The 22,420-nt window shown below is 65.6% G+C and carries 19 protein-coding genes and 1 tRNA gene; 16 read left to right on the top strand and 4 right to left on the bottom strand.

Annotation, left to right across the window (positions count from 1 at the left end; all coding sequences use genetic code 11):
* Positions 1-129: 129 nt before the first annotated feature.
* Positions 130-618 carry a 50S ribosomal protein L21 gene (rplU, locus tag AC1DEZ_RS16215; protein WP_476779985.1) on the bottom strand — a complete coding sequence of 163 codons (489 nt, stop codon included), beginning with the start codon at positions 616-618 and terminating at the stop codon, positions 130-132.
* Positions 619-914: 296 nt separating this feature from the next.
* Here rplU and AC1DEZ_RS16210 point away from each other — a divergent pair.
* The 10 genes from AC1DEZ_RS16210 to AC1DEZ_RS16165 all read left to right on the top strand — a co-directional run bounded on the left by AC1DEZ_RS16210 (position 915) and on the right by AC1DEZ_RS16165 (position 9,990).
* Positions 915-1,004, top strand: a tRNA-Ser gene (locus AC1DEZ_RS16210).
* Between the two features lie 551 nt (positions 1,005-1,555).
* Positions 1,556-1,966, top strand: a complete 411-nt coding sequence (locus AC1DEZ_RS16205; protein ID WP_476779984.1) for a hypothetical protein — start codon at positions 1,556-1,558, stop codon at positions 1,964-1,966.
* Positions 1,967-1,985: 19 nt separating this feature from the next.
* A complete protein-coding gene (locus AC1DEZ_RS16200) occupies positions 1,986-3,404 on the top strand; it encodes an arylsulfatase B (protein ID WP_476779983.1) in 1,419 nt (472 codons plus the stop codon).
* A gap of 144 nt (positions 3,405-3,548) precedes the next feature.
* Complete coding sequence (locus tag AC1DEZ_RS16195) at positions 3,549-4,607, top strand: AraC family transcriptional regulator (RefSeq protein WP_476779982.1); 1,059 nt, start codon at positions 3,549-3,551, stop codon at positions 4,605-4,607.
* Positions 4,608-4,996: 389 nt separating this feature from the next.
* Positions 4,997-5,413, top strand: a complete 417-nt coding sequence (locus AC1DEZ_RS16190) for a RidA family protein (RefSeq protein ID WP_476779981.1) — start codon at positions 4,997-4,999, stop codon at positions 5,411-5,413.
* Positions 5,410-6,579 (top strand): pyridoxal phosphate-dependent aminotransferase, encoded by a 1,170-nt coding sequence (locus AC1DEZ_RS16185; protein ID WP_476779980.1) that lies wholly within the window; start codon positions 5,410-5,412, stop codon positions 6,577-6,579. Before AC1DEZ_RS16190 ends, AC1DEZ_RS16185 begins: the two co-directional genes overlap by 4 nt.
* A gap of 55 nt (positions 6,580-6,634) precedes the next feature.
* On the top strand, positions 6,635-7,414 hold the full coding sequence (locus AC1DEZ_RS16180) for an ABC transporter ATP-binding protein (RefSeq protein WP_476779979.1): 780 nt from the start codon (positions 6,635-6,637) through the stop codon (positions 7,412-7,414).
* On the top strand, positions 7,411-8,139 hold the full coding sequence (locus AC1DEZ_RS16175; RefSeq protein ID WP_476779978.1) for an ABC transporter ATP-binding protein: 729 nt from the start codon (positions 7,411-7,413) through the stop codon (positions 8,137-8,139). Before AC1DEZ_RS16180 ends, AC1DEZ_RS16175 begins: the two co-directional genes overlap by 4 nt.
* A complete protein-coding gene (locus tag AC1DEZ_RS16170) occupies positions 8,136-9,038 on the top strand; it encodes a branched-chain amino acid ABC transporter permease (RefSeq protein WP_476779977.1) in 903 nt (300 codons plus the stop codon). The genes AC1DEZ_RS16175 and AC1DEZ_RS16170 overlap by 4 nt, the downstream gene beginning before the upstream one ends.
* A 7-nt stretch (positions 9,039-9,045) precedes the next feature.
* Positions 9,046-9,990, top strand: coding sequence for a branched-chain amino acid ABC transporter permease (locus AC1DEZ_RS16165; RefSeq protein WP_476779976.1), 945 nt, complete (start codon positions 9,046-9,048; stop codon positions 9,988-9,990).
* A 28-nt stretch (positions 9,991-10,018) separates the two neighbouring features.
* Here the strand turns inward: AC1DEZ_RS16165 and AC1DEZ_RS16160 are convergent, their stop codons facing one another.
* Positions 10,019-10,741, bottom strand: a complete 723-nt coding sequence (locus AC1DEZ_RS16160) for a GntR family transcriptional regulator (protein WP_441469638.1) — start codon at positions 10,739-10,741, stop codon at positions 10,019-10,021.
* A gap of 336 nt (positions 10,742-11,077) precedes the next feature.
* Between AC1DEZ_RS16160 and AC1DEZ_RS16155 the strand changes: the two genes are divergently transcribed.
* The 4 genes from AC1DEZ_RS16155 (at position 11,078) to AC1DEZ_RS16140 (ending at position 17,014) form a co-directional block, all read left to right on the top strand.
* A complete protein-coding gene (locus AC1DEZ_RS16155) occupies positions 11,078-12,337 on the top strand; it encodes an ABC transporter substrate-binding protein (protein ID WP_476779975.1) in 1,260 nt (419 codons plus the stop codon).
* A gap of 95 nt (positions 12,338-12,432) precedes the next feature.
* On the top strand, positions 12,433-14,730 hold the full coding sequence (locus AC1DEZ_RS16150; protein WP_476779974.1) for a molybdopterin guanine dinucleotide-containing S/N-oxide reductase: 2,298 nt from the start codon (positions 12,433-12,435) through the stop codon (positions 14,728-14,730).
* 80 nt (positions 14,731-14,810) lie between these two features.
* Complete coding sequence (locus AC1DEZ_RS16145) at positions 14,811-16,040, top strand: NAD(P)/FAD-dependent oxidoreductase (protein ID WP_476779973.1); 1,230 nt, start codon at positions 14,811-14,813, stop codon at positions 16,038-16,040.
* A 20-nt stretch (positions 16,041-16,060) separates the two neighbouring features.
* Positions 16,061-17,014, top strand: coding sequence for an ornithine cyclodeaminase family protein (locus tag AC1DEZ_RS16140; protein WP_476779972.1), 954 nt, complete (start codon positions 16,061-16,063; stop codon positions 17,012-17,014).
* 3 nt (positions 17,015-17,017) lie between these two features.
* Here AC1DEZ_RS16140 and AC1DEZ_RS16135 read toward each other — a convergent pair whose 3' ends face one another.
* Positions 17,018-17,539 (bottom strand): MarR family winged helix-turn-helix transcriptional regulator, encoded by a 522-nt coding sequence (locus AC1DEZ_RS16135; protein WP_441510657.1) that lies wholly within the window; start codon positions 17,537-17,539, stop codon positions 17,018-17,020.
* 70 nt (positions 17,540-17,609) lie between these two features.
* Positions 17,610-18,401: a cyclase family protein gene (locus tag AC1DEZ_RS16130; RefSeq protein WP_441510656.1), complete on the bottom strand. Its 792-nt coding sequence runs from the start codon at positions 18,399-18,401 to the stop codon at positions 17,610-17,612.
* A gap of 280 nt (positions 18,402-18,681) precedes the next feature.
* On the opposite strand from AC1DEZ_RS16130, the gene AC1DEZ_RS16125 reads away from it, so the two are divergent.
* Positions 18,682-20,832 carry a thiamine pyrophosphate-dependent enzyme gene (locus tag AC1DEZ_RS16125; protein WP_476779971.1) on the top strand — a complete coding sequence of 717 codons (2,151 nt, stop codon included), beginning with the start codon at positions 18,682-18,684 and terminating at the stop codon, positions 20,830-20,832.
* Positions 20,833-20,837: 5 nt separating this feature from the next.
* Positions 20,838-22,412, top strand: a complete 1,575-nt coding sequence (locus AC1DEZ_RS16120) for an indolepyruvate oxidoreductase subunit beta family protein (protein WP_476779970.1) — start codon at positions 20,838-20,840, stop codon at positions 22,410-22,412.
* Positions 22,413-22,420 lie beyond the last annotated feature (8 nt).

Below are 22,420 nucleotides of genomic sequence, written 5' to 3'. Positions count from 1 at the left end.
AATGGCGGCGAAAGCCACCCGTCTCGGATACGAAATGCCGGAGCACCATTCTGTCAGGAGCGACAGGCCGAGGCCGAAGCCTGGGCAAATGATGATCCGGCGCGAATGTTGACGCCGGGAAACCCGACCTCAGGCCTCGGACGCCTCGTCCTTGGCCTTCTTGGCAGGGGCCTTCTTGGCCGCAGCCTTCTTCGGCGCGTCGCCTTCCTCGCCGGTCTCGGCCTTGGCGGCCTTCGGAGCAGCCTTCGCCTTGGCGGCAGCCGGCTCGGCGGAGACATCGCCCTTCTTCATCTCCGGCTGCTTGCCGCCGGTGAGGATGTCGGTGATGCGGATGACGGTCAGCTCGGCGCGGAAGCCGCGCTTGCGCTTCGAGTTCTGGCGGCGGCGCTTCTTGAAGGCGATGACCTTCTCGCCACGGGCCTGCTCGACGATCTCACCGGCGACGGTGATCTCGGAAAGGGCCTTGGTGTCGAGCGTGGTCTTCTCACCTTCGGTGAGCATCAGCACGGAGCCGAAGGCGACGGTGTCGCCCGGGTTGCCCTCGATCTTGGCAACGGTGATCTTGTCGTTGGCGGCGACGCGGAACTGCTTCCCGCCGGTCTTGATGACTGCGAACATTTTGTCCTCCATGTTCGGCCCCGTCCTGTCATGGCCTCCGGAAAGGACGCGCATGCGGGACGGCTTTTTGGCAGTCGGTTGCGTGGTCTGGTTTGCTCTTGCCGGCTTGCGACGCATCACGCAGGCCAAAAGAGATCAGGCGCGGGTTTCCCCACGCCGGACGGTGCTCGATAGTCGGGCTCGTGCGTGAGGTCAAGCAAAAGCGGCGGGGAAGAGTGGATTTCTCCTGGCGGAGAGGCTTGCCCCCTGGCGATGGCTTGTGTAGTAACCGCCTCGCTTCGACCGAAGGCGACCGCGGACAGGTGGCAGAGTGGTTGAATGCACCGCACTCGAAATGCGGCATACCTGCAAGGGTATCGGGGGTTCAAATCCCTCCCTGTCCGCCATCATCCCGCCAAGGGATTGATTTTCCAGAGAGACTAGGCAAAGCAAGAGCTTGGCCGTCGGAGGGGTGCGCGCAGGTGGCGCGCAGTGTCGTGCCTCTGAAAGCATATCAAGACCGGCATCTATCGATTCCGCGAGCGTGTCCCGGACTATCTGGAAATTCGTCGGCAATTGGGCCGAGAAGTCGCCGCCCACGGTGGGGGTGATGGGATGTGGCCCAGGCCGCCGCCTGTGGCGCATGGCAGCCCGCACAGGCCTGCGATCGGAACTTGCTCGGGCGCGCGGGCGGCCGTGATGGTGGGTGGCCCTGACTTCACCGGGCCGTCGCGGAGAAGGCGAACACCACCAACGCGAACCAGGGCGCCAGGAAGCGCAACTCTTTGAACTCCGGGAGCCGTGAGGCGCGTCATCTGCCCTGATCGGCAGCTGTCCGTGCCGCATCGTCACGGCGTCGCGCGAAGATGCGTGCCTGGATTTGGCGCGAAATGGCAAGTCGAGCGCGCGGCCGGCGGCTAGGAGTGAGCGCTGATATTCGCATCGTCCGCGTTCTCCGATGACATCACGCAATTCATTCCCTGCGCTCGGGGCTTCTCTTCTGGCTGCAACTCCCTCCCTTCCTCCGCTTCTCGGTCGACTGGCGCAGGCGCAGGCGCAGCCCGCCGCCACGCGCAGGGCTCACCATTGCGCGGTTCGTCATACGCGGCGGCGGACGGTCCATCATCCCCGCACGATGGTGTTAGCCTGCGATTCGGCCCGCTCCGGCAGTACGCCTCCGGTCCTGGGGCTGCGTGGTGGCCGCCGTCACCAACGGTACCGTTATCATCCTGGCGGCGGTCAACCGCATATCCAAGGCCCCTTCGTCCGAACTCTGCAGGTTCTGGTGACGGTCGACTATCGCAACGACAATTTCATCTTCGACGCGCTGCAGCAGGGTTCCGTGCTCGGCGGCAAAGCGCGATTTTGACTTGATGGGAGACCACAATATGTTCCCCTCCGTTCGTTCCGCCTGCTTCACCCTGGCGTTGCTGGCCCCTGCCGCGGCGATGGCGCAATCGGCGCCGAAGCCCAACATCCTCTATATCGTCGCCGACGATCTCGGCTGGAACGACGTCGGCTTCCGCAGCAAGGACCTCGCCACGCCGACGATCGATAAGCTTGCCAGCGACGGCGCGGTGCTCGACCAGTTCTACGTCCAGCCCATGTGCACGCCGACACGCGCGGCGCTGATGACCGGCCGCTATCCGATGCGCTACGGCCTGCAGAGCTTCGTCATCCTGCCCGAGCAGAATTTCGGCATCCCGCTCGACGAAAAGCTGCTGCCGCAGATCCTCAAGGAAGCCGGCTATGACACCGCCATCATCGGAAAATGGCATCTTGGCCATGGCGACACCAAGCTGTGGCCGAAGCAGCGCGGCTTCGACTACCAATACGGCGCCATGATCGGCGAGATCGACTACTTCACGCACAAGGTCCACGGCGTCACCGACTGGTACCGCAACAACAAGAAGCTCGAGGAGCCCGGCTACGTCACCACGCTGCTCGGCAAGGACGCGGTGCGCTATATCGAGAAGCGCGACGCCAAGAAGCCGATGTTCATGTATCTGGCCTTCACCGCGCCGCACACTCCGTTCCAGGCGCCGCAGCAGTATGTCGACCGCTTCAAGTCGATCTCGGACCCGAACCGGCGCACCTATGCGGCGATGATCGCCGCGATGGACGACCAGATCGCCGCCGTGCTCGACGCGCTCAAGAAGAAGGGCATGCGCGAGAACACGCTGGTGATCTTCCACAGCGACAATGGCGGAGTGAAATCGGCTGCCTTTGCCGGGCAGATCGAGACCAAGGGCGATCTGCCCGCCAATAACGGCCCGTTCCGCGAGTGCAAGGGCTCACTCTACGAGGGAGGAACCCGCGCGGCGGCGTTGGTGAACTGGCCGGGGCACGTCAAACCTGGCAAGGTCGACCAGCCTCTCCACGTCGTCGACATGCTGCCGACGCTCGCGAAGCAGGCCGGCGCGGCCGTCACCGGCACCCAGCCGCTCGACGGCAGCGACGTGTGGCAGACCATCAGTCAGGGCGCCCCGTCGCCCCGGAAGGAGATTGTCTACAATATCGAGATGTTTCGGGGCGCAGTCCGCCAGGGAGACTGGAAGCTGTCCTGGCGCGCAACCCTCCCGGCCAAGCTGGAACTCTACGACGTCGCGAAGGATCCCGGCGAGTCAAAGAACCTCGCCGCCGAGAACCCGGCAATGGTTGCAGCGTTGCAGAAGCGCATCGACGACCTCGCCAAGGAGATGAAACCGTCACTGTTCTTTCAGGCGACTTTCAAATCCTATCTCGGCCGCCATGCACCGGCGCCCGTATTCCCCAACGATGATGCCTTCTTTTCTCAAGGAGATTAGCTGAGACGCTCAACTGCGATTCACATGACTAGCGCGTGAATTTCATTTGCATCAGCGGAGTGATTCGTCATGATGGCGGCGACTGCCTTAGCGTAAGGTTTTGGGGCAGGCCCAAATGCGACGACATGGGCAGGGGGGAGCAATATGTCACGCGCTGCGGCCCGTGCCGCCCTGCTCCACATGCTGCCGACCTATCTCACGTCAGCCGGCGTGAACCCTGACGGCATCTTCCGTCAGGTTGGGATGAGCCTGGATGACGTAACCTCGGCGAAAGTGGTTGCGCGATCACAGGTCAATCATGCCCTGGCGCTCTCTGCGCGTTGCCTGGGGGTCGCAGAGATCGGGCTATCTCTCGGCCAGGCTGCCGACCCAGCCAAGCTTGGAGCGATCGGCCAGGCGATGGAACGTGGCGCGACGCCCGAGGCCTGCCTTCAGAACCAGATCAATTTGATGCCCACGATGCAATCGCACGTCTCCATCGCGCTGCTGAAGCGGGACGACGAGATCATCTGGAGCCATCGTCTCGACGGCGACGACGAGTCGGCCTGGCTGCTTCACGAAGGAGCGGCGGCGTTCAATGTCGGTATGCTTCGCTATCTGATAGGCGAGGGCTGGGCGCCCCGGCACGTCAGCTTCGCGCATGCCTGCAAGGGGCGCCGAGCGCGCTACGAAGATCATTTCCAGGCGCCGGTCAGCTTCGGGAACCAGGGCGAAACGCTCATTCACATGAAGCGGGCCGCTCTCTCTACGCCGCTGCACACGAAAGGCTCGATGCTTGGTCGGGCGTCCGCTCCGACAAGTCAGGAACCGATCGGCACCTTCCGGCCGGGCGTGGATGACATCGAGCTCGCGATCGGGCGGATGATCGATGCGTCTCTCGCGCATCGGCCAATGACGTTGCAGATAGCTGCCCGCATCCTGGGGCTGTCGCCGCGCACATTGCAACGCAGACTGGACGATCGCGGAGCACCTTTCGAGAAAATCCTCGACGATCGGCGCCATAAACTCGCGACAACATGGCTCAAGGACAGCCGCACAGGCGTGACGGAACTCGCGATGATGCTCGGCTATTCGGACGCGTCGCATTTCACCCGGGCGTTCCAGCGCTGGGAAGGACAGTCTCCGATGGATTATCGTCGAAGCGGTGCAGCGGACGCTGGCCCAAGCGGGGCACAATATCGTCGTCTGGTGGGTTCGAATTGAACGCGCACGATCGGTCGCCGACTTCGGACGGCCCATTGCTCATATGAGCAACGGTGCGACGGTTTCCATCGCGACGTCCCTTGTCCCGGTCTGTTCCGAGAGAATCAGCGCATCACGTTGACGAGCCGCCGAAGGGTGGACGTCGAGCCTTGCCCTTATCGTTCTCGGAGCGCGCAGTCCGTCCAAGACGACGCCATTCGCCAAGGTGCGCCGCGTCCCGTCCCCGCTCGATCGGCTCTGCAGCTTGACGCCTTTGGTCGCGGTGCGTGCCGGGCCGGCCGCCTGACATTCCGCTTCCGTAAACGCTGCGCTCCCCCCGTTGCATGTCGTTCCGGATATGCTAAAAGCGGAATCGATTATTTGATCAAACGAGCACTCACAGGAAGCCCATGAGCCGGCGAGCGATCTACTCGGGTTCGAAATTTGAGGAGCTGGCCGGCTATTCGCGCGCGCTCGTCGACGGGGATTGGATCTTCGTGTCGGGGACGGCTGGCTATGACCCGGTGAGCGGAGCCTTTCCGGCTTCGGCAGAGGATCAGGCGCGCCGTGCCCTGCAGACCATCGCGGACGCGTTGGCGCAGGCCGATGCGACCCTCGCCGATATCGTGTCAGTGCGCGTCTACCTCGCCGAGCGCGGCGATGTTCTCGCCGTTTCCAAGGTCCTCGGTGAGCAGTTTGTCGATCCGCGGCCGACCAATACGACGATCCTCTGCGGTTTTCCGGTCGAGGAGATCAAGGTCGAGATCGAAGCGGTTGCGCGGCGGACACACGCGAGCGCCATCGCGTCCAAGGAGACCGGACGATGAAACGAGTGGCTCAGCGGATTTCGGGAACGCCGAAGAAATCCTTCGGCATGTACCAGAAGGCGGCGGCGCTGCGCGGTGCAGGCCATGATCTGATTCATCTGGAGCTGGGGCGGCCGGCAGCGGACACGCCGGAGCACATCAAACGGGCCACGATCGACGCCTTGCTCGCCGGTGACGTCCACTACAGCGACTTGCCGGGAACGGCACGGTTGCGGAATGTCCTCGCGGAGAAGCTGCAGGCGCGCAACGGCATCGCAGCCGAGCCCGAGACCGTCCTCGTTACGAACGGGCTGACGCATGCGGCTTTCGCCGTCTTCATGGCGCTGCTCGACCAGGGCGACGAGGTCATCCTGATCGATCCCCATTACCCGCAGCATATCGGCAAGATCGAGCTCGCCGGAGCCAAGCCCGTCTTCGCGGCGCTCGACCCGGCCGATGATTTCAGGCTCGTGCCGGAGCGTATCGAATGCCGGATCACGAGCCGGACGCGCATGATCGTGCTCGTCAATCCGGTAAATCCGACGGGGCGGGTGTTCACGCGGGCGGAGCTCGAGGGGCTCGCGGAACTCGCACGCCGGCACGACCTGCTGGTCTTCGCCGATGAGGTGTATGAGGACATCGTCTATGACGAGGGCGAACATGTCAGCATCGCTTCGCTTCCCGGCATGGCCGAGCGGACCTTCTCGGCCTTCGCCTTCACCAAGTCCTTCGCGATGGATGGCTGGCGCATCGGCTATCTCGCCGCACCGGCCTGGGCCATGGCGGGACTACTCAAGATCACGGCGAACGATGTCACGCATGTGAACACGTTCATCCAGGCCGGCGCCCATGCGGCCATCACCGGACCGGGCGATGTTCTCGCCGCGCTGGTCGAGGAGGATCGCCGCAAACGCGATTTCGTGGTGCAGCGGCTGAACCAAATGCCGGGTGTGCGGTGCGCCCTGCCGCAAGGCGCCATCTATGCGTTTCCCGATATCTCGGGCACCGGCCTGCCATCCCAGCTTCTCGCCGATATGATCCTCGAGCAGGCACATGTCGTCGTCGAGGCCGGCAGTTTCTATGGTGCGGCGGGCGAAGGGCATCTGCGCATCTGCTTCGGCTCGGAAGGCTTTGCGAGGCTGGAAGAGGGCATGGATCGCCTGAGCAGCTTCTTCAATCGGCTGTGATCCCGGCGATGACTGCCAGAAAGCGACCATTCAGCATTCGGGGCGGCACGACGAGATGAGCGACATCATCCTTGCAATCCGCGGCCTCTCCCGCAGCTTCGGCGCCTTGCGCGCCGTCGACGACGTCACCTTCTCCATCGCGAATGGCGGCATCACCGGGCTCATCGGCCCGAATGGGGCCGGAAAAAGCACGCTCTTCGGCTTGATCGCTGGCGAGGTCAGACCGAGCTCGGGAGAAATCACCTTTGCCGGCCGGCCGATCACGGGTTTTCGACCGGACCGGATATTCCGCGAGGGGTTGGCCCGCACCTTCCAGATTCCGCGCCCGTTCCCGCAGATGACGGTGCTCGAAAACGTCATGCTGGCCCCCGTCGCGCAGGCCGGGGAGCGCTTCTGGAACAACTGGTTTCGGCCGTCGCTCGTCCGCGAGGAGGAGCGACGCTGCCGCGAGCGCGCCATGGAGGTGCTCGGCTTCACAGGGCTGGCCGCCAAGGCGCAGGATCCCGCGGGCGTGCTTTCGGGCGGTCAGCAGAAGCTGCTCGAACTTGCGCGGGTGATGATGGTGGAGCCGCGGCTCATCCTGCTCGACGAGCCGGCGGCCGGCGTCAATCCGGCGCTGCTGGAGACGCTGATCGAGAAGATCGTGGCGCTGAACGAGAGGGGCATCGGCTTCCTCATCGTCGAGCACAACATGGACATGGTGATGCGGATCTGCGGATCGATCATCGTCATGGCGCAAGGGCAGCTGATCTTTTCCGGCAGGCCGCAGGACGTCGTCCGCGAACAGCGTGTGGTCGATGCCTATCTGGGCGATGTGACGGAGCTGGCGCTATGAGCGGGCCGCTTCTCGTCACCCGCAACCTGCGCGCCAGCTATCGCCGCGGCCTGCCGATCGTCCACGACATTTCGGTCGATGTCGCCGCCGGCGAGCTCGTCACCCTCGTCGGTCCCAACGGCGCCGGAAAGTCGACCTTCATGAAGGCGCTCGCCGGGCTCGTGATGATCGAAGGGGGGGCCGTCCATCTGGACGATCATGACATCACCGGACGATCGACCCACGCGATCATCGCGGCCGGTGTCGGCTTCGTACCTCAGACCGGCAATGTCTTCGCCACGCTTTCGATCGAAGACAATCTGATCGCGGGCGGGCACATCCTTCCCAAGGCACTGCTGCGTGAGCGGCTCGCGCGCGCCTTCGAGCGGTTCCCCGCGCTCGCCAGCCACCGGCGTTCGGCCGCCAACGTCCTGTCGGGCGGTCAACGTCAGATGCTGGCGGTGGCCCGCGCCCTGATGACCGAGCCCCGGCTGATCATGCTGGACGAGCCGACGGCGGGTCTTGCGCCGAAGATCGTCCAGGAGGTTCTGGCCGATCTGCGCGCGCTGGCGGATAGCGGCGTCGCCGTGCTGATGGTCGAACAGAATGCGAAGGCGGCGCTGCGCGTCTCCGACAGGGGCTACGTCCTTGTCGAGGGGCGCAACCACATGGCCGGCACTGCGCGCGAGCTGCTCGATGACGCCGCCATCGCCGAAGCCTTTCTCGGATCCCGGAGAACGCCATGATCGGCCAGGCGATTGCGGACGGCCTTCTGACAGGCGGCATTCTGGCGCTCGGCGCGATCGGCTATTCGCTCAGCGCGCAAATCCTCAAATTCGCGAACTTCGCCCATGCCGAGATGCTGACGGTCGGCGCCTATCTCGCGCTGGCGCTGGTGAGCCTGATGGGAGCGGCGGAGCCGATCGGCCCCCTGTCCTTCGGCCTGCCGCTGATCGCTGCAACAGTGCTCGCGGGCATCGGGACCGGGCTGGTTGCGATCGCGATCGACAGGCTCGTCTTCAGCCGGCTGCGTTCACGGCGGGCCGCGGCTCTCACGCTGGTCTTCGCCAGCTTCGGCGTCGCGCTGATGCTGCGCAATCTGATCCTGCTGCTATGGGGGCCGGACGCGCACTACTACGGCCAGGAGCTTCAGATCGCGGTCGAGATCCTGCCGGACGTCCGTCTGATGCCGGATCATGTCTTCGTGCTGGTCCTAACCTTCATCCTCGTGCTCTCGCTGCATCTCTTCCTGCAGTCGAGCCGCGTCGGCATCGCGATGCGCGCGATGGCGGACAGCCCGGCGTTGTCGCAGGCTTGCGGCATCGATACGGCGAGCGTCATTCGCTGGACCTGGCTATTGGCCGGCATGCTGGCGGCTTGCGCCGGCGTCTTCGCCGGACTCACCGTCCAGATCCGGCCGGAGCTCGGCTTCAACATGCTGCTCGCCGTTCTGACGGCGGCTGTGCTCGGCGGGTCCGGCAGCCTTTTCGGCGCCGTCGTCGGCGGGCTCATCGTCGGGCTGGCCGAGAGCCTCTCCGTCCTGGTCATTCCCGCAAGCTTCAAGCCGGCGGTGCCCTTCCTGCTGCTCCTGCTCGTGCTCTATATCCGGCCGCAGGGGCTCTTCGCCAAGTCGACGCGCGCGTGAGGGCGGAATGATCGGTCTGTTATCCTATCTCGTCTTTTTCACCAGCGTCGCGCTGATCTTCGCGGTGGTCGTGCTGGGTCTTAATTTGCAGTGGGGTTCCACCGGCCTCTTCAACGCCGGTATCGTCGGCTTCTATGCGATCGGCGCCTATGCCTTCGCGATCCTCACCGCGCCGCCTCGCCCTGAGCTCATCGGCAACTTCGGGCTCCCCTGGCTGGTGGGGCTGGCAGGGGCGATGGCCGCCTCGGCCTTCGCCGCGCTGATCATCGGCCTCGCCACGCTGAAGCTGCGCGACGACTATCTCGCGATCGCGACCTTCGGCATTGCCTCGACGATCCAGCTCCTCGCCCTGAACGCCGAGCCGCTGACCGGCGGCGCGATGGGCATCGCATCGATCCCCAACCCCGCCCGCGGCCTGTCCGGCTCGCCCATCGTCAACAATCTCTACTATCTCGGGCTCGTTCTGGCGATCGTCGCGCTGGTCTATGGTGGCCTGCAGAGGATCGTCGCGTCGCCTTGGGGGCGCGTGCTGAAGGCCATCCGCGAGGACGAGATCGCCGCGCAGACGCTCGGCAAGGATGTCAGCCTGTTCCGGCTCCAGGCCTTCGTGCTGGGGTCGATGCTGATGGGGCTCGGCGGCGCGCTCTATGTCGGCTTCGTCGGCTTCGTCAGCCCCTCCGACTTCATGCCGATCCTGACCTTCCAGATCTGGACGATGCTCATCATCGGTGGGAGCGGCAACAACAAGGGCGCGATCCTGGGCGCGATCCTGGTCTGGGGACTGTGGACCCTGATCGGCGCCGCGACAGCCCAGTTGGTTCCCGCGCAATATCAGGCCTATGGCGGAGCGCTCCAGTCCCTGGTCATCGGCCTCATCCTCGTGCTGACGCTGCTGCTGCGCCCGCGCGGCCTGATCGGCGAACGAAGCACGACGTCCCGTCACGCGGCCTGATCGAGGCCAGCCGCGACGCGATCTCGGCTCAGCTTCCTTTCTTGCGCTTCGGCGGTGAATTCTCGACTTCGTCGCGACACAGCCGGCGCAGGAGATCCTGTGTCGTCTCGATATCGCCTTTCACCGCCTTGGCGGCGGCGCGTGCATCGCCGGCCTCGATCGCCGCCACGAGGTCGCGGTGATGGGAACTCGGCCTGTAGCTGTCCGATACGAGCAGAGGCTCGATATAATTCGACAGCATGCGCATATAGGGGCCGAAGCGCAGCCAGAGCGTCTGGATGAACTGCACCACCACGGGCGAGCCGCAGCTGTCGTAGACGGCGAAGTGGAATTCCTGGTTCCGGCCGAGCATCTTGGCGAGGTTGCGCTCGGCCGTGGCCGCCTCATGCTCCAGCATCAGCGCGGCGAAGCGCTTGCGGTCTTCGGCCGTGCTGCGCTCGGTGGCGAGCTTCGCGGCGAGCGTCTCCAGCGCGATGCGCGTCAGGCACAGATCGTTCAGGCCGGCAAGACTGACGGTCGGCACCTTGGCCGACCCGTTGGCGACCACGACGAGCGCATTCTCCGCGGTCAGGCGGCGCAGCGCTTCGCGCACCGGCATGTGGCTCGTCTGGAACGTCTCCGCCAGAAAGGCGATCGTCAGCGTCTGCCCGGGTTCGAAATGTCCGGACATCAGCGCATGCCGCAGCTGCCTGTAGACTCCGTCCTGGATCGTCGAACGCGACGAGACCGGCTCAAGGAAATCGATGGCCATTCCGGATCACTTTTTGATCAAACGATGCTTCGATTTGCAGCATAGGGTGCCAGCCTGGCTGGGACAAGCCGTCGCTTGGTTCCCGAGTGCGTGAAGGCTCGCTTCGAGGCGTTCGAATTCGAGATTGAAGCCAAAGTCGAACGGCAGCTATCGCGCATAAAACCGCATAAGTATCAAATTGATATCACGCTTGCAGAGGGCGCGCGGCGGGCGCTTTACCGCATGGCGTTTGTGTGCTCTTATGATCAAATGATGCAAGATCACCTCAGGTGGCCCGACGCGTCCGGAGGGCTGCCGGGAAGCCGTTTCGACCAAGGCATAAAAGAGGGGAAAGCCATGTCGAGCATAATCAGGAGCCTGCTGCTCGCCTGCGCGGTAGGCGCTGCGGGGTCGGCGCTGGCGCCGTCGCAGGTTTTGGCTCAGACCGTGTCCTGCCCGGTCAAAATCGGCGGCGTCCTGTCGCTGACGGGATCGATGGGAGCGGTGGGCAAGAATATCGCCAACAGCGCTCAACTCGCCGTGCAGCACATCAATGCCGGCGGCGGCGTCAAGGGATGCCCGGTGCAACTCGTGCTGCGGGACGATCAGGGGCAGCCCAATGTCGGCGTCGACGCCGCCAAGTTCCTCGTGGAGGTCGAGCGGGTCGCGGCGCTGACCGCGGCGATCTCCAGCGGCGTCACCATTCCCGTCCTGACTTCGGTTGCGGTGCCATCCAAGATTCCGCAGATCGCCTGCTGCTCGTCCGCACCGATCCTCACGACGATGGCACAGGAAGGCAAGACCGGCGGCTTCTTCTTCCGAACCTTTCCGACAGTGAAGAACCTCGCCTACCCACCGGCGAAAATCGCGGCCGAGCGCGGCTGGAAGCGCATCGCGATGATCTACGTCAACACCGACTATGGCACGAGCCTGGTCAAGGATTTCACGCGCGCGACCGAGGCGTTCGGCGGCAAGGTCGTCAAGACCGTCGGCTTCAACGAGAACCAGGCCTCCTACCGGGCCGAGGTCGCCTCCGCGCTCGCCGAGAAGCCGGATGCGATGTTCCTCGTCGCCTTCCCGCAGGATGGCGCAACGATCGCGCGCGAATGGATATCGCTCGGGGGCACGCAGAACCTGATCCTGAACAACGCCCTGCGCAGCCCGGACTTCGTCAAGGCGGTCGGCGACAAATACCTCGCAAAGGCGTTCGGCACGGACAATGCCTCGGCGGCTGGACCTTCCGTCAACGTCTTCAAGGAAGCCTTCGAGGCCGAGTTCAAGGCGAGCGCGGCTGGCCCGGGCATCTACAATATCTACGACGCCGTGATGGTGCTGGGCCTCGCGATGAACATCGCCCCCGACCTCTCGGGAACCGCCATCCGCGACGCGATCCGCAAGAGCCATGCGGCGGGGGGAGAAATGGTCTCGACCGGTCCTGCCGAGTTCAAGAAGGCGCTCGCGCTGATCGCGAAGGGCGCGCCGATCAAATATCTCGGGGCGACCGGCCCGGTCGAGTTCGACGCTAACGGCGACGTCAGCGGTCCGGCCCTGGCCTGGCGTGTCGACGGCTCCAATCTCGTCATCGACCGCAGCTTCTCGACCGAAGACATGCAGTAGCTGTTCAAGCAGATCGATGGCTGACACATTGGGGGCTAGGTTCCGGACGGGCCCGGGCCGCGCTCGCGGCCCGGGCCCGTCCGGCTGAGAAGGCCATGACGAACTACACGCTGTCGCATTGGGGGCTCTACGAGGTCGAGCCGCGGACCGGGACCGATCCCGCCATCGCTCCGTTCCGGCGCGATCCCGACCCGAACCCGATCGGCCTGCACCAGCTCGATCCCGCGTTGAAGCGCCTGCGGGTGCGGCGGCCAGCGATCCGCGAAAGCTGGCTGCGCGATGGACCTGGCGCGTCACCGGAGCGACGCGGGCAGGATGCTTTCGTCGAGGTACCCTGGGACGAGGCGCTCGACCTCGTCGCCTGCGAAATCGAGCGTGTCTGCAAGCGTTTCGGCAACAGCGCGATCTTCGGCGGTTCCTATGGCTGGTCGAGCGCGGGGCGTTTCCACCATGCGCAGAGCCAGGTGCACCGCTTCCTCAACGCAGTCGGCGGCTATGTCCGGCACGTCGATTCCTACAGCCTCGGCGCCGCCAATGTGGTGCTGCCACACATCGTCGCCAGCATGGACGAGCTCATGGCGAGCCACACCTCCTGGGAGGTGATGGCTGAGCATACCGAGCTGTTCGTCACCTTCGGCGGAGTGCCGGTGAAGAATGCGCAGATGAACGCCGGCGGCGTCGGGCTGCACGGCGTAGCGCAGGGCCTCGCCATGATGCGGGAGGCCGGCGTGCAATTCGTCAATATCGGCCCTGTCCGCGACAATATCGGCGCAGCGCGGGCGGGAGCCGAATGGCTTCCGTGCAGGCCGAATACCGACACGGCCGTGATGCTCGCGCTCGGCTTCGTCCTGCTCTCGGAGGGCCTCGTCGATCACGACTTCCTCGATCGCTATTGCGTCGGCTTCAGCGCCTTTGCGGCCTATCTCAAGGGGGTATCCGACGGCATCGCCAAGACTCCCGAATGGGCGCAGGAGATCAGTGGCGTGCCGGCCGCGACGATCGGCGCGCTGGCGCGGCGCATGGCCGCGTCGCGTACCATGCTCAATGTCTCCTGGTCGATGCAGCGCGCCAGCCATGGCGAGCAGCCGTTCTGGGCGGTGATCTCGCTGGCAGCCATGCTCGGGCAGATCGGTCGCCCCGGCGGCGGCTTCGGCCTCGGCTACGGCGCCGCCAATCTGGTGGGCAGCGCACATGCCAGGGTGAAGGGGCCGACACTCTCGCAGGGACGCCCGGGCATCCCCGACTTCATTCCCGTCGCACGGATCGCCGACATGCTGCTCGGGCCGGGCGAACCCTTCACCTATGACGGTGGGACCTTCGCCTATCCCGACATCCGCCTGATCTACTGGGCGGGAGGCAATCCCTTCCACCATCATCAGGATCTCAACCGCCTGAGGCGGGCCTGGCAAAAGCCGGAGACGATCGTGGTCAACGAGCAATACTGGACCGCGACGGCCAAGCGCGCCGACATTGTCCTGCCTGCCACGACGACACTCGAGCGCGACGATATCGGCTCCGCGACGCTGGAAGCCTTTTTCGTGGCGATGAAGCGCGCCATGCCTCCCGAGAACGAAGCCCGCGACGATTACGATATCTTCGCGGCGCTCTCCGCCCGGCTGGGTTGCGCCGAAACCTTCACCGAAAACCTCGATACGATGGGTTGGCTGCGTCGCCTCTATGACGCAAGCCGCAAGATCAATCAGGCGCGCAACATCACGCTGCCCGATTTCGAGAGCTTCTGGCGGAAGGGGCTCGTCGATCTGACGGCACATGATCGCCCTGCGACGATGCTCGCGGCTTTCGTTGCCGATCCCGAGCGCAATCCGCTGGGAACGCCGTCCGGCCGCATCGAGATCCACTCGCAGCGTGTTGCCGGTTTCGGGTTGCCCGATTGTGCGGGCCACGCCGTTTGGCGGGAACCCACAGAGTGGCTTGGTGCCGAGAAGGCACAGCGCTTTCCTTTGCATCTGCTGACCGATCAGCCGGCGCGGCGGCTGCACAGCCAGCTCGATGCGAGCCTCCATAGCCGCGCCGGCAAGATCGCCGGGCGCGAGCCCGTCTATCTGAACCCGGCCGACGCCGCCGCCCGTGGCATAGCCGAGGGGCAAATCGTCGAGCTTTTCAACGATCGCGGCCGCTGCCTGGCCGGGGCGATCCTGAGCGACGAGATCATGCCGGGCGTCGCGCGCCTGTCTACCGGTGCCTGGTACGACCCCGATCCCGCGACGGGTCTCGACCGGCACGGCAACCCGAATGTGCTGACGCTTGACGAGCCGGCCTCGACCTTATCCCAGGGCTGCAGTGCGCAAAGCTGCCTCGTCGAGATCGCTCCCTGGAGGGGGGAGGTCCCCCCTGTCACCGCCTTCTATCTGCCGGAGTTCACGACGCGATGACGCCAGCGAGGCGATACGAGCCGGGGACGCCACAATACCGAAGGACGGTCTGGTGGAGCACGGCTGCACCGCGACCGCACTTGAGCCCGCTCCGGGCCGATATCACTGCGGATATCGCTATCATCGGTGCCGGTTTTACCGGCCTCACCGCGGCGCTGCATCTTGGCCGGACAGGTGCCAGGGTGGTCGTGCTGGAGGCGGACGCAATCGGCTCGGGGGCCAGCGGCCTGAACGCCGGGTTCGTTGTCCCGAACTTCGCCAAGGCCGACCCGGCCGCCGTCATCGCGCGGCTCGGACGCGAGCGCGGAGAGCGCCTCCTCGCCATGATCGGCGCCGGAGCCGAACGGGTTTTCGCGACGATCCGAGACCATGACATAGCTTGCGACGCCGAACGGGTCGGCTGGATGCAAGTCGCCCATTCGCCGGCGATGGCGGAAGTGCTCTCGCGCCGAGCCGAAGCCTGGCAGAATCTCGGCAGGCCGGTCGTCATGCTGGACGAGGCGAGAGCGCGCAGCCGTTCCGGCCTGCAGCATTGCGCCGGAGCCCTGTTCGACGCGAGCGGCGGCATGCTCCATCCCCTGAATTATGCCTATGGCCTCGCTGGCGCGGCGATCGCCGCCGGGGGGCAAATCCATGAGGGCTGTCCAGTGGACAGCGTCGAGCGTTCGGGAAGCGGTTGGCGCCTCGTCTGCGGCGAGCGCAAGATTCAAGCCGGACAGGTCCTGCTCTGCACCAATGCCTTCGAGCAGGGCGCGGCGCGCCGTCTCGGCCGATCGACCGTGCCGCTTACGGTCTATCAGGTTGCTACGCAGCCGCTCGACGAGGCGACCGTCCGCAGGATTTCGCCCCGCCGGAATCCCGTGGCCGATACGCGTGCGAACCTCCTGACTTACCGGCTCGACCGGGATAATCGCCTGATCAGCGGCGGCATGGCGATGCTGCCGGTCCGGGCCGAAGAGCGCATGGCGCGCATGATCGTCGCGCGCCTCCAGCGTGAGCTCGCCCTGCCGGAAAGGCCCGAGGCGGCCTTCGTCTGGCGCGGCACCGCAGCGATGACGACCGATTTTCTGCCGCATCTCTACGAGTTTGGTCCGGGTTTCCTCGGCGGCATCGGCTGCAATGGGCGCGGTATCGCACTGACCGCCATGCTCGGCGAGGTCATGGCCGCAGCCGCGGGAGGCGCCCGGCTCCAGGATCTGCCGATCGGTTTGGCGCATCCGGGTGGGATTCCCTTGCGCTCGCTCGCCGTGGCCGCGCCGTCCTTCGCGATCGCGCAGGCGCGCTGGCAGGACAAGCAGGCGGGGCTCTGACGGTGCTGATCCTCGATGGAATGGACGTTCGTGCCGCGCTCACGATGGAGGATTGCATCGGGGCGGTACGCGAGGCGCTGCAAACCTTCGCGCGCGGAGACTGCGAGCAGTTTCCGCGCTTCCAGCTCAAGCCGGGGACGGACGGGCCGCTGATGGGGCTGATGCCGGCGTTTCAGGGCGGTGACGCGCCGATCTGGTGCCTGAAGGACGTATTGGTCGCGTCGGGGAACCGCGCACGCGGCCTCGACAGTCATCAGGGCGCCATCCTGCTTCATGACGGGACGACGGGCGAACCGCTGGCGCTCGTCGACGCGACCGCGATCACAGCCTTGCGGACGGCGGCCACCAGCGCGGTCGCGACGCTGGCCCTGGCGCGCCCGGACGCCCTGAGGATCGCGATCCTCGGAAGCGGAACGCAGGCTCGTTCCCATATCGAAGCCCTGCGCTTGGCCCTGCCGCAGGCCGAGATCGTCATCTGCGCCCGCTCTCCCCAGCAGGCCGAGAAACTGGCCGAGGAAACCGGGTGCCGCCTGGCCTCGAGCATCGAAGGTGCCGTCGTCGAAGCGGACATCATCTGCACGGTCACAGGCGCCCGCGAGCCCCTGCTGCGGCTCGATTGGCTCAAGGCCGGTTGCCACGTCAACGCCGTCGGCGCGAGTTCGCCCCAGGCGCGTGAGCTCGGCTCGGACATCGTCTCGTCAGCCGAGTTCTTCGTGGATTCGCGGGCGCAGGCGATGGTCGAGTGCGGGGAATTGCTGCTGCCGATGCGAGAAGGGGTGATCGGCGAGGATCACGTCCGCGCCGAGATCGGCGAGGTTCTGGTCGGTTCCCGGCCGGGCCGGTCCGGCCCCGAAGCGCTCACGGTCTTCAAATCCCTCGGCATGGCCATCGAGGACATGGCGGCGGCCGTTTGCGCCCTTCGCAAGGCGCAGGCCTTGGATATCGGGCAACAGATTCGCTGGCGGCCCGGCTGATTGTCAGCGGGCGAGGTTGGCGAGGAGCTTGTGCAGTGTCGCGGCGAAGGCCGCGAACTCCGTCTCATCGACGCCGTCCATCAGGTCCGCATGCATGGCCAACATCGTCGGCCAGAACTGCTGGAAGAAGGCAGCTCCGGCGGCGGTAATGGCGATGCTGCGCACGCGCCCGTCCTGCTCATGAATCTGGCGGCTGACGAAGCCCTGCCTCTCCAGCGCGTCGAGTGTGCGACTCATGGTCGATTGCTCGGTCGCGGCATGCTGGGCGAGTTCGTTGACCGTCAGCGAGGGGTAGATGCTCAGGACCGCGAGCGCGCGCATCTTCGTGGTCGTGAGGCCGAACCCGCGGACGGCCTGGAGCATGCGCGCATTCCACAGCATCGCGGTGCGATTGATCAGATAGGGCGCGAAATTCTCCAACCCGAATTCCCCGATGGTCGGAGGACGGTGCCGGGTCGCGTCGCCCGTGACGGCCCGCCGGGTAGCGGGCCGCGAAGCGCTCTTGCGTTTGACGTCACTGGCCAAGAAATCGGGTCCGCATGCTCAAGCTTGACGGCATAGGTACCGGAGTTTCCGGCGCAGGCAACCCCGGCACTCAGCCCGCCGGGGTCAGCGCCAGAACGCGCACCGGGCTACCTGTTCCGCCGACGATCTTCAAAGGCGCCACCAGCAGGAGCGCGCCCTTCGGCGGCAGCTTGTCGAGATGACAGAGGCTGGCGAGCCCGTATTTGCCCTGGCCAAGCATCAGCGCATGCGCGGGGAAGGGCGGCTCGAAAGCGGCGGCACCACCAGCATCGGTGCCCACGCATTCGCTGCCGAAGCCGATCGCACCCCGCGACAGGAGATATTCGATGCAGTCGACGCTCGGACCGGGCGAATGCGGGCCGTTTTCGTCCGCATTGAGGAACGCCTGGGCATTCGTGTTGCGGTGGTGCCAATCCGAGCGCATCAGCACCCAGGAACCGGGCTCGATCTCGCCATGCTCGGCTTCCCAGGCCCGCACGCCTGCGGCCGTCAGCAGGAAGTCGGGATCTTCCGCAACGGCGCGGCTGCAATCGATCACCACGGCGGGGGCCACGAAATCGCGCGGCGGCAGCTTGTCGGTCGTGTTGTCTGGCCGGTCCTTGCCGGAGATCCAGTGACTGGGCGCGTCGAAATGTGTGCCGGTATGCTCGCCCAGCTCCATCCAGCCCCAGGCCCACCAGGGACCGTTGCCGTCATAGGCCGAGATCTCGTGCATCTTGAAACGCGGCGTGTTCTTGCCGAACTGGGGCGGCAGATACAGCACCGGCGTGTCCGGCCCGAGCGGCGCGGTGAGATCCACCACAGATATGGCGCCCGACGCGATGGCCGTGGCGACGCCCGAGATCAGCGCCGAAGCGTTCATGTCAGCATCCCCTTTTTTCTGTCTCGCGGCCGACAGCATGCAGGCCACCGGGCGATTGTCGCCGATAAATATGATAATGCAAATAAATTCGACAAATCGCGCGACAATGGCGGATGCGGCGCCTTAGCGAGCAGCCCGCTCGCCGGAGGCTTCCCTAGCGTTTTGGTTGAAAACGCCGGGCGTCAGCCGTTCTTTGCATGCAAGCAGGCCAATTGACAGCCGGCGATGCTTATTAGATGAATGTGCATATAAATTTCAATCGCGCGATCAGGGGTGCGCCATGGCCGAACGGTCCTTCGCGAAGGAAGTGCAGGACCTGCGCCTGACGGAAGGAGAAATCTTCCGCGGCGAAGGTATCCTCGCGCTGACCAAGGCCTTGCTGCAATCCGGCGTGGCCTATGTCGCCGGCTATCAGGGTTCGCCGATCTCGCATCTGATGGATGTGCTCGCGGACGCCAAGGATGTCCTCGACGAGCTCGGCGTTCATTTCGAGTCGTCCGCCTCGGAGGCGGCCGCGGCAGCGACGCTTTCGGCATCGGTGATGTACCCGCTGCGCGGCGCGGTGACGTGGAAATCAACGGCTGGCACCAATGTCGCGAGCGACGCGCTGACCAATCTCGCCTCCAGCGGCGTCAATGGCGGCGCGCTGATCATCCTCGGCGAGGATTATGGCGAGGGCTCCTCCATCCCGCAGGAGCGCAGCCACGCCTTTGCGATGAAATCGCAGATCTGGCTGCTGGATCCGCGCCCCAATCTCGAATCCATCGTCAAATCCGTGGAGGACGGCTTCGCCCTGTCGGAGGCCTCGCATACGCCGGTCATGCTGCAGGTGCGGATCAGGGCCTGCCATGTCCATGGTCATTTCATCGCCAAGGCGAACAAGCCGCCGGCCTTCACGCTCCGGGAAGCCCTCGAGCGACCGCTGCGCGATGTCGACCGCGTCGTGCTGCCGCCGGCCTCGATGCTCCAGGACCGGCAGAAGCTGCAGGAGCGCTGGCCCGCAGCCGTCGAGTACATCCGCACGCATCGGCTGAACGAGCTCTTCGGACCGGCCCAAGGGGATGTCGGCATCATCCTGCAGGGCGGCATGTACAATTCCGTGATCCGCGCCCTGCAATATCTCGGCCTGGCCGACGCCTATGGCGAAACCGCCGTGCCACTCTACGTGCTGAACGTGACCTATCCGCTGGTCGACGGCGAAGTCGCCGCGTTCTGCGCCGGCAAGCGCGCCGTGCTCATGGTCGAGGAAGGCCATCCCGCCTATCTGGAACAAGCCGTCGGGATGGTGCTGCGCCAGCACGGGCTATCCGCGACGCTTGCCGGCAAGGACGTGCTGCCGCTCGGCGGCGACTATACGGCGGCCGTGCTGACCAAGGGGATCGACACTTTTCTGGCCGCCCATGCCCGTCCGCTCCTGGGCAACCGGGCGCCACCGCCCAATGCCGATGCGGTCCTCATGGCCCCCGAGGTCAAGGAACTGGCAGCGGTCGTGCCACCGCGCCCCGCCGGCTTCTGCATCGGCTGCCCGGAGCGACCGATCTTCGCGGCGATGAAACTCGTCGAGAAGGAGCTCGGTCCGCACCACATCTCGTCCGATATCGGGTGCCATCTGTTCTCGATCCTGCCGCCGTTCAATCTCGGCGGCACGACCATGGGATACGGGCTCGCGGGCGCTTCTGCCTCCGCCTTCAACGTGCCGGCCGGGAAGAAGCCGATCTCGGTGCTCGGCGATGGCGGCTTCTGGCACAACGGCCTGACATCGAGCGTCGGCAATGCGGTGTTCAACAAGCAGGATCAGGTCATCCTGATCGTCGACAACTTCTATTCTGCGGCGACCGGCGGCCAGGACATCCTATCGTCGCGTGCGACGAACGACACGCGCTCGACCAAGCATTCGATCGTCCAGGCGGTGAAGGGGATCGGCGCGGGCTGGGTGCGCCAGATCGAGCGCACCTACGATGTCGGCCGGATGCGAGACACCTTGAAGGCGGCGCTCACCTCGACCGAACCAGGCCCGAAGGTCATCGTCGCCTCCTCGGAATGCATGTTGAACCGCCAGCGCCGCGAAAAGCCGCTGTTCAATCGCGCGGTGAAGGACGGCCGGCGCATGGTCAAGGAGCGCTTTGGGGTCGACGAGGATGTCTGCACCGGCGATCACGCCTGCATCCGCCTGTCCGGCTGTCCTTCGCTCTCGGTCAAGGAAACGGACGATCCGCTGAGGGACGATCCCGTGGCGTCGATCGACAATAGCTGCGTCGGCTGCGGCAATTGCGGCGAGGTAGCCGAGGCCGCGGTGCTTTGCCCCTCCTTCTACCGCGCCGAGATCATCCACAACCCGTCCGTGCGCGACCGGCTGCTGTCCCGGGTTCGGAGCGCTGTGATCGGCTTCCTGCAGCGCCGGCGCGATCGCCGCCGCATCGTTTTCGGTTGAACGCCATGACCGACATCGCTCCCCCCGCCGCAGCCGGCGAGCGGCATGAACGGCCGATTTCGATCGCGATCCTCGCCATGGGCGGCCAGGGCGGCGGCGTGCTCTGCGACTGGATCGTCGACCTGGCCGAGCGGCAAGGCTGGGTCGCGCAATCCACCTCGGTTCCCGGCGTCGCCCAGCGGACCGGCGCGACGATCTACTATATCGAGATGCTCCCGGCGCGCGCGGGGCGCCCGCCGGTGCTGTCGCTGACGCCGACGCCGGGCGATGTCGATGTGGTGATGGCGGCCGAGTTCATGGAAGCGGGCCGCTCGCTTTTGCGCGGCTTCGTCACGCCGGAGCGGACCACCTTGATCGCCTCGACCCATCGCTCCTTCGCGGTGGCGGAAAAGGAGAAGCCGGGCGGCGGAATCGCCGACCCCGCTACGGTGACGGCCGCGGTCGCCATCGCGGCGCAGCGCTCCGTCATGTTCGACATGCAGGCGCTGGCGGAGCGCAATGGCAGCGTGATTTCAGCGGCTCTGTTCGGCGCGCTGGCGGGCGCGGCTGCACTCCCCTTTCCGCGCAGCGCCTTCGAGGAGGCGATACGCGCCGGGGGGAAGGGCGTCGAGCCCAGCCTGCGCGCCTTCGCGGCGGCGGCGGAGCGGGCGGCAGTACGATCGATCGAATTGCCGCAACCTGTCGGAAAAACTCTGCTGCCGCCTCCACGCAGCGTCGGAGCCCCGAAGCTTGATGCACTGCTCGGCCGGCTCCATGACGGGTTTCCCGAGCAGTTGCACCCGATCCTCTTCGCCGGCTTGCGGCGCTGCGTCGACTACCAGGATACGGCCTATGGAGCCGAATATCTGGCGGAACTGTCGCGATTGCTGGAACGGGACCGTGCGGCCGGTGGCGCTGAAAAGGCCTATGCGTTCGCGGCGGCGGCGGCCAAGTATCTCGCCGCCGCGATGAGCTATGACGACGTCATCCGGGTTGCCGATCTGAAGACCCGCCCCGCTCGCTTCGCCCGGATCGACCGCGAGACCGGGCGCAAGCCCGACCAGATCCTCTACATGACCGAGTTCATGCATCCGCGCATCGAGGAGGTCGTGGGCTCCTTGCCCGCTGCCCTCGGCCGCAGCCTGGAAAAGCGCCCCGGCCTGCTGCGCCGTCTTGGCCGCCTGACCGATCGTGGACGGCGCGTACGCACCGGCACGGTCTCCTGGTTCCTGCTGCTCTATGGGATATCGGCCTTGCGCCCGGTTCGCCGCAGCCTCCTGCGCCATCAGCGCGAAATGGAGCACATCCGCGAGTGGCTGGAGCGCGCCGAGGAGCTCTTGATCGGGGATTATGACCTCGCCGTCGAAGTGCTCGCCAGCAGGCGCTTGGTGAAGGGTTATTCGGATACTCACGCGAGGGGTCTATCGAAATTCGATCGCGTCCTCGCGGCTGTGCCGATGTTGACCAGCCTGCCGGACGCGGCCGGCTGGCTGAACCGCTTGGTTCGCGCTGCGCTCGCCGACGAGGACGGGACGATGCTGGACGGGGTCTTGAGGACGCTCGCGAATCTGCAGCCAGCTACGAACCCTTCAGCGACTTGACGAATTGG

This window comes from Allobosea sp. 10L422 (assembly GCF_056395345.1).
This window is presented reverse-complemented; position numbering and strand designations above follow the sequence as displayed.

What these genes read in the sequence shown, in the direction of transcription:
- rplU (WP_476779985.1), bottom strand. Translation starts at nt 618, where the DNA reads ATGTTCGCAGTCATCAAGACCGGCGGGAAGCAGTTCCGCGTCGCCGCC.
- AC1DEZ_RS16205 (WP_476779984.1), top strand. Translation starts at nt 1,556, where the DNA reads ATGACATCACGCAATTCATTCCCTGCGCTCGGGGCTTCTCTTCTGGCT.
- AC1DEZ_RS16200 (WP_476779983.1), top strand. Translation starts at nt 1,986, where the DNA reads ATGTTCCCCTCCGTTCGTTCCGCCTGCTTCACCCTGGCGTTGCTGGCC.
- AC1DEZ_RS16195 (WP_476779982.1), top strand. Translation starts at nt 3,549, where the DNA reads ATGTCACGCGCTGCGGCCCGTGCCGCCCTGCTCCACATGCTGCCGACC.
- AC1DEZ_RS16190 (WP_476779981.1), top strand. Translation starts at nt 4,997, where the DNA reads ATGAGCCGGCGAGCGATCTACTCGGGTTCGAAATTTGAGGAGCTGGCC.
- AC1DEZ_RS16185 (WP_476779980.1), top strand. Translation starts at nt 5,410, where the DNA reads ATGAAACGAGTGGCTCAGCGGATTTCGGGAACGCCGAAGAAATCCTTC.
- AC1DEZ_RS16180 (WP_476779979.1), top strand. Translation starts at nt 6,635, where the DNA reads ATGAGCGACATCATCCTTGCAATCCGCGGCCTCTCCCGCAGCTTCGGC.
- AC1DEZ_RS16175 (WP_476779978.1), top strand. Translation starts at nt 7,411, where the DNA reads ATGAGCGGGCCGCTTCTCGTCACCCGCAACCTGCGCGCCAGCTATCGC.
- AC1DEZ_RS16170 (WP_476779977.1), top strand. Translation starts at nt 8,136, where the DNA reads ATGATCGGCCAGGCGATTGCGGACGGCCTTCTGACAGGCGGCATTCTG.
- AC1DEZ_RS16165 (WP_476779976.1), top strand. Translation starts at nt 9,046, where the DNA reads ATGATCGGTCTGTTATCCTATCTCGTCTTTTTCACCAGCGTCGCGCTG.
- AC1DEZ_RS16160 (WP_441469638.1), bottom strand. Translation starts at nt 10,741, where the DNA reads ATGGCCATCGATTTCCTTGAGCCGGTCTCGTCGCGTTCGACGATCCAG.
- AC1DEZ_RS16155 (WP_476779975.1), top strand. Translation starts at nt 11,078, where the DNA reads ATGTCGAGCATAATCAGGAGCCTGCTGCTCGCCTGCGCGGTAGGCGCT.
- AC1DEZ_RS16150 (WP_476779974.1), top strand. Translation starts at nt 12,433, where the DNA reads ATGACGAACTACACGCTGTCGCATTGGGGGCTCTACGAGGTCGAGCCG.
- AC1DEZ_RS16140 (WP_476779972.1), top strand. Translation starts at nt 16,061, where the DNA reads ATGGACGTTCGTGCCGCGCTCACGATGGAGGATTGCATCGGGGCGGTA.
- AC1DEZ_RS16130 (WP_441510656.1), bottom strand. Translation starts at nt 18,401, where the DNA reads ATGAACGCTTCGGCGCTGATCTCGGGCGTCGCCACGGCCATCGCGTCG.
- AC1DEZ_RS16125 (WP_476779971.1), top strand. Translation starts at nt 18,682, where the DNA reads ATGGCCGAACGGTCCTTCGCGAAGGAAGTGCAGGACCTGCGCCTGACG.
- AC1DEZ_RS16120 (WP_476779970.1), top strand. Translation starts at nt 20,838, where the DNA reads ATGACCGACATCGCTCCCCCCGCCGCAGCCGGCGAGCGGCATGAACGG.